The following is a 12,568-nucleotide window of genomic DNA, read 5'->3' on the forward strand; positions in this document are numbered from 1 at the left end:
TTAAATGAAGTATTTATTTACATTGGTTTTCTTATTCTTCATTTCTTCCATTAATGCTCAATTGGGTTTTTGTGAAGGAAGTAAAGGCGATCCAATTTTTCATGAAGATTTTGGTCAGGGTTCTGGAACCGGAAATGAGCTTGCCCCGGGAATAACCAATTACAATTTCGTTCGGCAGGATCCGCAGGATGGAGAGTATACCATTTCAAGTACTATTGGAAATCAAATCACCTCATGGCATCAAAATTTACCAAATACCAATTTTTCAGGAGGAAGGGCCTTAATTGTGAATGCCGATTTCACAGCAGGGAGGTTCTATAGAAAAGAGATTTCCGGCCTTTGTGAGAATACAACCTATGAATTTTCAGCCTTTCTTATGAACATTTACGATCTGGATAGTAATGTTTGTGAAGGAGGCGGAATACCAAATAACGTGAGGTTTGAGATCTGGGACGAAACCGATTCCTTTTTGATCAAAGCTGGTGACACCCCTTCAATTAATTCCACTTCGAATCCAGAATGGGAACAATTTGCACTCACTTTTAGATCTGAACCGGGACAGAACGCGATTATTTTAAAAATGTTTAATAATGGAGAAGGTGGCTGCGGAAATGACCTGGCCATAGATGACATTATCTTTAGATCATGTGGAGATCTTACAACAATTTCTACCGAGGACGGTTTCGGTTATTCTATTCAGGTATGTGAAGAGAATTCACCAATTAGCGTCAAATTAGAAGCTAATGCAGATAGCTCTGTGTATGATCAGCAATTTTACCAGTGGCAGATCAGTCAGGATTCTGAAAACTGGAGTGATATTCCGGGAGCAAATTCTGATACTTATGATACTTCTCTAATCGATGATACAGTTTATTTTAGAGTGAAAGTCGCAGAAGACTCAAATAACCTGGCTAGCAATGTATGTAGCTCTGCTTCTGAACCCTTCCAGGTTGAAATCATTGATACTCCGGAAGCACCCCAGAGCGAGGGTGACCTTACTATCTGCCAGAATGAATCGGCACCTGCTTTAAGGGTTAACGTGGCAGGTAATGAAACAGTGAATTGGTATGATGAAGAAACCGGGGGTAATTTGCTGGCAGAAGATACAAATACCTATTTTCCTACAGAAGGTGGAACTTTTTATGCTGAAGCTGTAAATCCTGACTACAATTGTAATCCAAGTTCTAGAACTCCTGTTACTCTTAGTTTTATTCCGCTACCAGCTTTACAGAATGAAGAGCTAAGGTTTTGTCCGGATTCCAATTTAACTTTAAGTGTTGGAGTAGAAGGTTATGAATACCGTTGGAATAACGGTGAAACTACAGAGTCTATTACAATCGATTCGCCAGGGACTTATTCTGTAGATGTCATTTCTGCTCCGGGCTGCTTTACCACTAAAAATTTTGTTGTAGCTGTGGTTGACAACGCCCAGATAGAAGAGGTAGTTTCAAATGGAATTGAAGTTGAAATAGTTCCAATTTTTGAGGGTGATTTTCAATATTCTTTAGACGGTATTAATTATCAGGATTCTCCTTTATTTAATAATATTTCCGGTGGAATTTACACCGCTTATATTAAAGATTCTGAAGGGTGCAAAATAGATACTATTGAGTTTGCTCATATCGTGGTGCCTCAAATGATCTCTCCAAACAACGATGGGTATAATGACAGGTTTGAGCTTAAAGGAGTCGAGTTTTTTGGTAGTTCAGAAGTTCAGATCTATGATAGGTACGGGAAGCTTTTAAAATATGGCGAAGGGAGTAGCTTTATATGGGAAGGCGTGTATAACGGGATAAATCTTCCTGCAGACGATTACTGGTATCGAATTAAAATAGAGGGTTTTGAAGATAAAACCGGATACTTTTCATTGATTAGATAACATTAAATATAAAGCCACCCTTTAGAGGTGGCTTGCTAAAACAATTAAATTCACTAAAAATTACTTTTTAGGTTTTCCTTGTTCTTTCGATTTTGGAGTCTGCTTAGGCTGGCTCTTCTGATCATTTTTCGGTTTTTTCTCTTGTGCCATTATATTAAAATTTATACTCCTAATTTACACCAGGAATGCTTCCCTTGTTTTCTCCTTAATAATTGTTTAACTATAAATTATCTAATTTTTATATATCCCGTGAAGCTTGTAATAATAAGCTTTTTGAGTTCATTGTAATTAATTAAATTTGAATGAGACTAAATCGTCGCTATGAATTTAGAAAAAGTTATTAAGGAGATTGAAGACCAAAAAAAACTACCCAATCTCAATTTCAGCATTAAGGAAAAAACAGAAGCATTTACCAGGAAATTATTCTATACACTGTTTGATAAGCAAACACCTGTAAAAGATAATTTGATGGAGTTAGGTATGGATTTCGAAGTCCTGGCTAAACTGGTATGCTGGGAACCGGGATCACCTTGCCAGGATATCTGGAGCGATTACCTGAATAAGCTTCCTGAACTTTTACAAAAGCTTAATCTTGATGCTGAAGCAATCGCCAAGAACGATCCGGCAGCTAATTCGGTAGAAGAAGTTTATCTTTCATATCCCGGGTTCTTCGCGATCGCGACATACAGGTTGAGTCATGAGTTCTATAAATTCGGACTGCCATTAGTTCCAAGATTAATGACCGAATGTGCTCATAGTCTGACTGGTACAGATATAAATCCAGGAGCGAAGATCGGGAACTCATTTTTTATTGACCACGCAACAGGTGTTGTAATTGGAGAAACGGCGGTGATAGAAGATAATGTGAAAATATATCAGGGTGTTACTTTAGGAGCACTTACAGTAAATAAAACTCTAAAAAATGTAAAACGCCACCCAACAATTGAGAAGAACGTGACAATTTATGCAAATGCCACTATTCTCGGAGGTGATACGGTAATTGGAGAAAATAGCGTGATTGGTGGTAACGTATGGTTAACCAAGTCAGTTCCAAAGAATTCCATGGTTTCTCATACACCTCAGATTAATATTAAAAACAATAACGACAAATGAATGATTCAATCATAGATCTTGTAGGGAACACGCCAATTGTAAAATCAAAAAGACTAGTAGATAAACCTGGTGTCGATCTTTATTTTAAATTGGAAGGACAAAATCCAGGAGGTAGTGTGAAAGATCGTGCTGCCTATAACATGATTAAAAGCGCTCTTGATAGAGGTGATATAGATAAGAATACAAAACTAATTGAAGCAACCAGTGGTAATACCGGTATAGCATTGGCGATGATCGCAGGAATTTTTGGATTGGATATTGAATTGGTAATGCCTGAGAATTCTACAATTGAAAGAGTTCAGACAATGAGAGCTTATGGCGCTAAGGTAACTTTAACCGATGCCGATGTGGGAATTGAAGGTTCCAGGGATTATGCTGAAGATAAAATGAAATCTGGTGATTACTTTATGTTGAATCAGTTTGGGAATGACGATAACTGGCAAGCACATTACAAAACTACCGGACCCGAGATCTGGCGAGACACAGATCATAGGGTAACTCATTTTGTATCTTCTATGGGTACCACCGGAACCATAATGGGAACTAGTACTTATTTGAAAGAAATGAATAAGGATATTCAGATCGTTGGAGTTCAGCCTAGTGATGATGCAAGAATTCCCGGAATTAGAAAATGGCCAAAAGGATATCTTCCAAAGATTTTTAATCCTGAAAAAGTGGACAGGGTTTTAGAAGTAAATGAACAGGAAGCAATTGAAATGAGTAGAAGACTGGCAGAAGAAGAAGGTATTTTTGCTGGTATGAGTAGTGGAGGAGCTGCTGCAGCTGCGGTAAGACTTTGTAATGAACTGGACAGCGGTCTTGTAGTTAGTATTGTTTGCGACAGGGGAGATCGATATTTATCATCAGATTTATTTAAGAAATAATAAAAGGCTGTAGAAAAATTAGCACTAACTCTGCTTTTGATCTGAGAGATCATTTTTATTAACTACTATTACATTCTAACATTATTGAACTGTCACTTGAGATTTAGACAGCCGCTAAAATTTTTACAGCCTTCGTATTATTTACTAATCGATTGATGCTACCCCTCTAACTGATGCACTTGGGGCCAGTTTCACTTTCGTTTTTTCGCCACCTCTTTCAAGACGAACCAGATATTTCTGGTTATCTAATTGTTCTCCGTTTCCAGAGGCGATGTACTTATTAGACGTCATAGTCCATCCTTGATGTGAGGAAAAGAGCTGATTTCTAATATCATATGGTAGTGCAATGTCTTTGAATTTTTGATAATTCTTTATGATCTCTCCGTCTTCATTATAAGTTGCCATTAGGTAACCTTTTGAACTTCTTGCCGTAACGACAATGTCGCCTGAAAGACCATCCTGAGCGTCCAGAAACTTCGAAATATCAAAATTCTCTTTCATAAATGCAATCGCATCAGATTGAAATTGAGTCTGATACTTTTCTTTAACTTTCACTATACCGTTTGCATAGTCTTCAAATACAATTTCTGCGGTTGGATCAAAATTCACTCTGGTTTCATCCAGTTGAATAATTTCTTGAGAATAGGAAGTCAACACCCATCCTGCTACTAAAATTAAAGTGATTAATTTTTTCATGATTTAAGTTTATAATTGATGAATAATGTAATTAAGTGTAGCTAAGATAATATGCAAGAGTCTGAACCAAAATCACTTAGGTAGCACAAGAAAATTATTTTCTATTTTTAACATTGTTCTCCAACTCCTGAAGAAGAAGATTAATATCCTTGATTTCAACCTGGTTCCTGGCAATAGAGATAGACCCTTTTTTCTTCAGTTCCTGTAAATGTCTGTTTACAACAGCCCGGGTAGAACCGATAAGGTGGGCAAGTTCTTTATTTGGAAGATCATTGATCAATTCCAGCTGATTAGATTTATGATCTACATTATCTACCAGTAATTTTAGGAGCCTGGTAGAAATATTTGCAAAAATGAGCTGGGAGACATTTTCTTCCAGTGTTCTCATGATCTTTGCAGAATAGGAGAGGAAGTGTTTGTAAAAAATGGGATTTCTATTTAACCATGATCTTAACTGATCCATGGAAATAGCAAGGACCTTAATATTGTCCAGACATTCATAGTATACCTTATGTTTAATACCATCCAGCAAGCAAAACAGATCGAATACATCTGCTTTTTTCAGGAGAAATAAAGTATGCTCCTTGTGGCTAATGTCATCTACATTATACATTTTCAATCTACCTGAGGTGATGATGTAAAAATGAAACAGGAATTTTTGATGATTGATGATACAGGTATTCTTGCTCCATTTTTCTTCGTGGAAATTTGCAAGAAAGTCTAACCATTCTTCCTTATTAAGGCCCGAGAATAGTTCACAATTAGAAAGTGTTCTTGAATATTTGGTATATAAATGTTCTGCTGAAGTCAATTCACCGGATTTTTAATCAATAAAATTCCGGGGGATTACAGAGTCATTTGTTTCAGGGTATGAAAAAATTAACCTCGAAAAGGTTCGTGCTAATTTACGATATTTTTCTGTGTTAGTTTGAAAATTCAGGGTTTATAAACTTCAATAAATTTTTGAGTAATGCTTAAAATGGCTTATTTTTGCAAAATTGCTTACTTAAAAAAATCTATGGCGTCAGAAACATTTGGTATTGAAAAGAAGAAAGTAGACAAGGAATTATACGATTATCAGCAAAAGGATATTGATAAGATCTTTGGGGTAATTGAAGAGCATCCTGAAAATTACAACCTTCTTTATCAGCTACCTACAGGTGGAGGAAAAACTGTGATATTCTCTCAAATGACAAGAGAGTATATTCAGCGAACGAATAAGAAAGTTTTAATTCTAACCCACAGGATAGAATTATGTAAGCAGACTTCAAAAATGCTTTCAGGATTCGGTGTTCGTAATAAAATCATTAATAGTAAGGTAAAGGAATTACCAGATCAGGATGATTATATGTGTTTCGTTGCCATGGTTGAAACACTTAATAACCGCCTGAATGATGAAAAGCTGGAAATTGAAGATATAGGCCTGGTGATCATTGATGAAGCTCACTACAACTCTTTTAGAAAACTATTTAAGTTCTTCGAAAAGTGTTTTATACTTGGAGTAACAGCGACGCCGTTAAGTTCAAATATTAAACTTCCGATGAAGGATAATTACAGAGAACTTATTGTTGGAGACTCTATCTCTTCTCTTATAGAAAAAGGTTTTCTTGCCAGGGCCAATATTTACAGTTATAATGTTGGGCTAACTAATCTGAAGGTTGGTATGAACGGTGATTATACCGTGAAGTCTTCAGAAGAACTGTATTCTAATTATAGCATGCAGGAAAAACTACTTACGGCTTATTACGAAAGGTCTAAGGGCAAGAAAACACTTATTTTCAATAATGGAATCAATACTTCGGTAGAGGTATATTATACCTTTAAAAACGCCGGACTTCCAATCAGGCATCTGGACAATACTACCAGCAAGCAGGATCGTAAGGATATTTTAAAATGGTTCAAAAATACTCCAGATGCTATTGTAACTTCGGTTAGTATTCTTACCACTGGATTTGATGAACCTACAGTAGAGACCATTATTCTGAATAGAGCAACAAAATCTCTTACCCTGTATTTCCAGATGATTGGTCGTGGTTCGCGAGTGCTGGAAAACAAGGAAGAATTCAATGTGATAGATCTTGGGAATAATATGGCGAGATTTGGTCACTGGAGCACTGCGGTAGACTGGAAACAGATCTTCAGATCTCCAGATTTCTATTTTGAAAATCTTCTTAGTGATGAGGATATTGAAAGAGAATTTCAATATGAAATGCCTCCGGAAATTAGAGAGCAGTTCTCAAAAACTGAGAATGTAACTTTCAATATAGAAGAGGCTTACGATGAAGTGATCAAAAAAGGATTGAAGTCTAAAGCCGTTCTTGAATGGTCTATGGAGCAGCACGTGAAAATGTGTGTTGAAAACAGTGAAGACGTGTTTGATGCAAGGATCCTTGCTAAGGAGCTTAAAGATGATATTTCATCACGAATCAAACAATATTCTTACTGTATTAGTAAAAGCACTAAAAATTACCGTGACTGGCTGGAAGAAGATTATTCTCGTAAACTAAGAATGCAGATCAATAAGGAGTTTTAATTATCATCCTTACTGCCGAAAATACGTTTAAAAAATCCTTTCTTTTTCTTTTTACCCTTTTCGTCTTCATTATTCTTATCATTTGAGCGCTTATCCTTCTTACCGGAGAACAGGCGTTCAAAGAAGTTATCTCTTTCTTCAGGAGGACATTCCATCATTACAGCAAGGTCTGAAGGTAATGCCTGAAATCTGGCATTGGTGATTTCATTGAATTGCGAATCTGAATTCATCTTCTGCATCAGTTTTGCAAATACTGGTAGCGCCGAATTGGCTCCCTGACCAATAGCCGTATTTCGGAAACCTATTCTATGATCATCAGATCCAACCCAGGTTACACAAACTAGTTCCGGCGTAATCCCAACAAACCATCCGTCTTTATTATCCTGTGTGGTACCAGTTTTCCCGGCGATATCGTTCTGCAATCCGTATTTGTATCTCAGCCTGGTAGCCGTACCTTCATTTACTGTCGCCTGCATCATGTTCAGCATGATCTTTCTGGTATTTTCAGAAAAGGCTTTGGTCGCTGAAATTTGAGGTTTAAATTCTGCCAGTTTATTCCCGTTTCCATCTTCGATCTTAGTGATGTAATATGGCTTGGAATAATGCCCGTTATTTACAAAACTTGTATATGCTGAAGTAAGTTCTTCCAGATTCAATGAAGCAGTTCCTAAGGCTATAGATGGAACCTGTGGCAAATCAGATTCTATTCCCATTCTTCGAGCCTGGTTAATAACATTACCAATCCCGGTCTCCATTAGGACTTTTACGGCAATGGTGTTCATGGACCTGCTTAAAGCTGTTTTTAAATTATAATTCATATTTGGATCATCTCCTTCAGAAGATGAATTAGAAGGTGTCCAGCCATCATCATAGGTGACCTCCCTTACAGAGAAATAAGAACAGGGATCCATTCCATTTTCAATGGCAGCAGTATATACAAATGGTTTAAAGGTTGAACCAACCTGTCTTTTACTTTGCGCCACATGGTCATATTTAAAGAATCTGAAATCTACACCACCAACCCAGGCCTGGACGGCTCCATTTTCAGGATTGACAGCAAGTAAACCGGAATTTAAAAACTTCAGATAATGAGAAATACTGTCTATGGTACTTACGTTCTTCGTTTCCATACCATCGTACTGAAATAATTCTGTCGGTCGAGTTTCCTCCAGTTTCTTCAGGATCTCTTTTTCGCTCAATCCTTCTTTTTGCAGATTTTGATAGCGCTCAGATCTTTTGATCGCATCATTAAGAATATCTTTGTTTCTTACCCAAGGTGCATAATTACCATAAGATTTCTCGTGTTCCTCCTGAAGTTCAGACATATGTTCTATCATGGCTTCTTCAGCCAGGATCTGCATATCGTAATTCAAGGTTGTATGAACTATAAGTCCGTCGCGGTAGATGTTATATTTTTGTCCGTCCTTATTTTTCAGGGTGTCCAGGATCTTACTTACATCCTTTCTTATTTGTTCTCTAAAGTAAGGAGCAACACCTTTATTATTGCTATAACTTTTATAGTCCAGAACCAAAGGCTGCATTTTAGATTCTTCGGCTTCGGTTTCAGTAAGATAACCGTATTTAGCCATTTGCATTAAAACAACATCTCTTCTTAGTCTGCTTCGTTCTGGAAAAATTCTTGGGTTGTAGTAGTGACTGGCCTTTAACATTCCCACCAAAACTGCAGCTTCTTCAAGCCTAAGTTCTGAAGTATGTTTATTGAAGAACTTCAAAGAGGCGCTTTCAATTCCATAAGTATTATCACTAAAAGGAACAGTATTGAAGTATAACTGGATGATCTCATCTTTAGAATAAATATTCTCCAGTCTTTTAGCGATAACCGCTTCCTGCATTTTATTGATCACGATCCCGAACATTCCGAAATCACGTCTACCATAAATATTCTTTGCTAATTGAAGTGTGATAGTACTACCGCCTCCCGCAGAATCGTCCTGAAGTAAAATAGATTTAAAGAAAACTCTTAGTAAACTTCGATTATCAATCCCGTCGTGTTCATAGAATCGAACATCTTCTGTTGCGATCAAAGCTTCGATAAGATAGGGTGGAAGCTGCTCAAAATCTATTGGCTGCCTGTCGAAAATATAAAATTTACCAATCAGGTCTCCATTAGATGCAAGAACCTGAGTAGCTTTATTTTGTTTTAGTTCGGTAAGTTCTTTAGTGCTGGGAATCTTTCCCCACATTCCAAAGTATATGCTCCCGAAAAATAAAAAGAAAAGAGCGATTAAACTGGTTACAATAATTAATGCCCACTTTAATTTGGGGTGTCTTTTTATCGTTTCTAACATTTGTTGAAGGTAAATGCTGCAAATAAACAAATGTTTAGGCCAGATGGTTAAATTTTAAGCTAATTTTAATGTTTTTTAACCAAAATTATAGCCGGTAAACGTGAATTTACCGGCTAGGTTGAAAAGGTTTTCATACGATAGATTTTAGTTTTCTACACGTAGCGTCTGCGATTATACCAGCAAGAACGTCCGCTTGAACTTTTTGAATTAAGGAATGGTTTTCTGTGTGTAAGTCCAGAGTCATTTGTCACTCCGAATTCCTGGATTAAATTTGATAAAGCTGTCATGATGATAATTTTTTGATTGATGAATGCTTAGGCGTAGGTCCTACGACTATACCAATTGATATGGCCGCTGGTTTCCTTAAGGTTCAAAAATGGTCTGCGATGAGTAAGACCACCTTCTTTGCTCGTTCCAAAATCCTGGATGATGCTGTCTAGAGATTTCATGATTGATGAATTTTAATGGTTGATGATTAGGAAAATCTTTTTCTACCTAGTAAGCTATGTTTTTCTGAACTAGCTTCTGTACTCATAAATGATCTTCTACTTTTGGTGTTGCTTAATAAAGTTGTCATAATTGATGATTTTGATGATTGATGAATGTTTTTTGATTGCTTAAGCGAATCTTCTTCGATTTATAAAACCTGTTGCTGAATTTGCTTCGGTGTTCATAAATGATTTTCTACTCTTTGTGTTACCTGATGAAATTGTCATGATTGATGATTTTAATGATTGTTTCTATTTAATAGACGACAGTAAAATAAAACCGTTACAGTACTATGTAATAAAAGGTACCGATTTAACATATTTTTAACTAATAGCTGATTTTCAGAAAGATAGATAGCGAAGTGGAAGTAAGTGCCATTTCAAAGTAATGTTAATCTTTTTGAGGCGCATATTCATTAATGTAATTTTAGTTTTCTAAAATCGGTTTATGAATAAGTGGGTCATAGGAATTGTAGTTTTTGTTTTACTCTTATCTGGAATAGTTTATGCCATTTATGAAATGAACGATTATGATTACGATGATTCCACGAAATCATATGAAATTGTAAAGCGATGGAAACTTCCCGAGGAGCTTAAAGAAATTTCAGGTTTATATTGGGTTGGAGATGAAAAAGTAGCTTGTGTGCAGGATGAAGACGGGATTATTTACGTTTATGATCTTGCAAAATCGAAAGTTACCAGTAAATACAAATTTGCAGATGATGGAGATTATGAAGCCTTATGTTACAAGGATGGTGAATATTGGGTAGCAGAAAGTAATGGCAAATTGTTCAATATTAAATCTCTGGATAGTGCACAATTAAATACTGATACCTATGATCTTGAATTTGAATACAGGAATAATATAGAAGGTCTTGCGGTTAGTCAGAATGGTGAACTCTGGTTGTCTGTGAAGGAAAGGAATTTAAATAATGAAGGCGGATATAAGGGCGTATATGCATTCGATCCGGTTACTAAAAAGCTACAGAGAGAGCCCATTCTAAGAATAGAATATAGTGATCCTAAATTTGACGTTCTAAGAACACAAAATCCCAGAAAACTTATAAGACCTTCAGATTTATCATTTTCTCCTGATAATAGTGAACTATATGTTTTAGATGCTGAATTTCAGAAAGTTTTGATAGTTCAACTGGATGGGAAAATAAAGGAATTGCATTTGCTGGATCCGGAAGAATTTGAACAGCCGGAAGGAATCTGTTTCAGTCCGTCCGGCCGTATGTTTATTTCTAATGAATCTATTTCAGGACCAGCAAATATTCTGGAAGTGAAATTTAACTGATTAGGATTTCTGAATTGTTTCTGCAACGGCGCTTACTTCATCCATCACTCTTAGAAGATTCTCACCCCAAAGTTTTTTGATCTCTTCATCGCTATAACCTCTTTTTACCAATTCAACGGTAATATTCAGGGTTTCTGAAGCATCATCCCAGCCATCAATTCCTCCGCCACCATCAAAATCTGAACTTATTCCAACGTGGTTTATTCCAATTTTCTCTACCAGGTAATCAATATGGTCTACAAAATCTGAAACATTTACAGGATCAACTCTTTCTTTCAATTTTTCAATTTCGGGCTTCGATTCAGTACGGATCTGATTATAGGTAGTATAATATTCTTTTCGCTCCTCATTTGAAAGTTCTCTAACCGAATCCCTTTCAAGCAACTTAAAGTTCATTTCCTTTGCTTTCTTTTCATAGATCAGTTTACTTGAATCTGCAAATACCTGGTATTTTTCAGGATCAAGATAAGATCTGAAAGCAACGGTTTGCACCACACCACCGTGTTGTTTAAACAATTCCAGCAACTCATCGTCCAGGTTTCTGCTAACATCGCCAAGCGCACGTGCAGAAGAATGTGAAGCGATAAGTGGAGCTTTTGAAAATTCAAACATTTGCTTGATGGCTTCTTTACTAGGATGTGAAACATCTATCATAATTCCAAGCCGATTCATTTCAGCAAGAGCCTCTTTTCCAAGATCGCTTAATCCATTATGCAACCATTCATCATTTTCTTCTCCGGTATTCGAATCACTAAACTGGCTATGCCCATTATGTGATAAAGACATATATCTCGCGCCACGATCGTAAAATTCCTGAATTCTGTTCAGGTCAGTACCAATGGGATAAGCATTTTCAACACCTATCATTGCAACTTTTTTATCTTCAGCAACCAATTTTCTTACTTCTTCAGAATTTGTGGCCAATCCAATTCTTTCCGGAGCGTATTGGTCAGTAAGTCTATGAATCGCTTCAAATTTGCTTATAGCATTCTCGTACGCTGCCTTATATCCTTCTTCATCAAGATCTCCCTGACCAGTATAAACAATTAGCCAGGTCACATCCATACCTCCCTTATCCATTTTCGGAAGGTTTACCTGTGTGTCAAGGTCCATCGTGTAATTTTTGGATTCCGTAAAATTGTCTACATTAATATCATTATGAGTATCTATAGTAATTGCTTCCTGGTGTAATTTTTTCGCTTTAGCCATAAGATTTTGGTCTGTGGATTGAGCATTAATACCTAGCAGGCTTGAAAAAAGGAAAATTCCGGTAAGTTTTAGTTTCATAAAAAGTGGGTTGTTATTTAAAAACCTGAATTTAAGAATTAATATTAAGCTATACTTAAAATCTAAAATCGGATTGGAT

The 12,568-nt window shown here is 36.4% G+C and carries 11 protein-coding genes; 5 read left to right on the top strand and 6 right to left on the bottom strand.

The window, feature by feature from the left end; all coding sequences use genetic code 11:
* Positions 1–4 precede the first annotated feature (4 nt).
* The 3 genes from RE431_RS06025 (at position 5) to cysM (ending at position 3,876) form a co-directional block, all read left to right on the top strand.
* A complete protein-coding gene (locus tag RE431_RS06025) occupies positions 5–1,879 on the top strand; it encodes a T9SS type B sorting domain-containing protein (RefSeq protein WP_309561064.1) in 1,875 nt (624 codons plus the stop codon).
* Between the two features lie 321 nt (positions 1,880–2,200).
* Positions 2,201–2,992, top strand: coding sequence for a serine O-acetyltransferase EpsC (epsC, locus tag RE431_RS06030; RefSeq protein WP_309561065.1), 792 nt, complete (start codon positions 2,201–2,203; stop codon positions 2,990–2,992).
* Positions 2,989–3,876 carry a cysteine synthase CysM gene (gene cysM / locus RE431_RS06035; protein ID WP_309561066.1) on the top strand — a complete coding sequence of 296 codons (888 nt, stop codon included), beginning with the start codon at positions 2,989–2,991 and terminating at the stop codon, positions 3,874–3,876. The genes epsC and cysM overlap by 4 nt, the downstream gene beginning before the upstream one ends.
* A gap of 144 nt (positions 3,877–4,020) precedes the next feature.
* Here cysM and RE431_RS06040 read toward each other — a convergent pair whose 3' ends face one another.
* Both RE431_RS06040 and RE431_RS06045 read right to left on the bottom strand, forming a co-directional pair.
* Entirely contained in the window at positions 4,021–4,572 is a 552-nt protein-coding gene (locus tag RE431_RS06040; protein ID WP_309561067.1) for a hypothetical protein, read from the bottom strand.
* Positions 4,573–4,666: 94 nt separating this feature from the next.
* The gene (locus RE431_RS06045; protein WP_309561068.1) at positions 4,667–5,383 is read right to left on the bottom strand and encodes a Crp/Fnr family transcriptional regulator; all 717 of its coding nucleotides are present in this window, start codon (positions 5,381–5,383) and stop codon (positions 4,667–4,669) included.
* Between the two features lie 207 nt (positions 5,384–5,590).
* Here RE431_RS06045 and RE431_RS06050 point away from each other — a divergent pair, with 207 nt between their 5' ends.
* Positions 5,591–7,105, top strand: coding sequence for a DEAD/DEAH box helicase (locus RE431_RS06050; RefSeq protein ID WP_309561069.1), 1,515 nt, complete (start codon positions 5,591–5,593; stop codon positions 7,103–7,105).
* Here RE431_RS06050 and RE431_RS06055 read toward each other — a convergent pair.
* From RE431_RS06055 to RE431_RS06065, 3 genes are all read right to left on the bottom strand, one after another.
* The gene (locus tag RE431_RS06055) at positions 7,102–9,414 is read right to left on the bottom strand and encodes a penicillin-binding protein 1A (protein ID WP_408914508.1); all 2,313 of its coding nucleotides are present in this window, start codon (positions 9,412–9,414) and stop codon (positions 7,102–7,104) included. The genes RE431_RS06050 and RE431_RS06055 overlap by 4 nt on opposite strands.
* Positions 9,415–9,566: 152 nt before the next feature.
* Positions 9,567–9,701 (bottom strand): hypothetical protein, encoded by a 135-nt coding sequence (locus tag RE431_RS06060; RefSeq protein ID WP_309561071.1) that lies wholly within the window; start codon positions 9,699–9,701, stop codon positions 9,567–9,569.
* A 27-nt stretch (positions 9,702–9,728) separates the two neighbouring features.
* Positions 9,729–9,863 (bottom strand): hypothetical protein, encoded by a 135-nt coding sequence (locus tag RE431_RS06065; protein WP_309561072.1) that lies wholly within the window; start codon positions 9,861–9,863, stop codon positions 9,729–9,731.
* Positions 9,864–10,350: 487 nt separating this feature from the next.
* Here RE431_RS06065 and RE431_RS06070 point away from each other — a divergent pair, with 487 nt between their 5' ends.
* The gene (locus RE431_RS06070; RefSeq protein WP_309561073.1) at positions 10,351–11,202 is read left to right on the top strand and encodes an SdiA-regulated domain-containing protein; all 852 of its coding nucleotides are present in this window, start codon (positions 10,351–10,353) and stop codon (positions 11,200–11,202) included.
* Here the strand turns inward: RE431_RS06070 and RE431_RS06075 are convergent, their stop codons facing one another.
* The gene (locus RE431_RS06075; RefSeq protein WP_309561074.1) at positions 11,203–12,489 is read right to left on the bottom strand and encodes a dipeptidase; all 1,287 of its coding nucleotides are present in this window, start codon (positions 12,487–12,489) and stop codon (positions 11,203–11,205) included.
* Between the last annotated feature and the right edge of the window lie 79 nt (positions 12,490–12,568).

The sequence above is a fragment of the Christiangramia sediminicola genome (assembly GCF_031344135.1).
GTDB lineage: Bacteria > Bacteroidota > Bacteroidia > Flavobacteriales > Flavobacteriaceae > Christiangramia > Christiangramia sediminicola.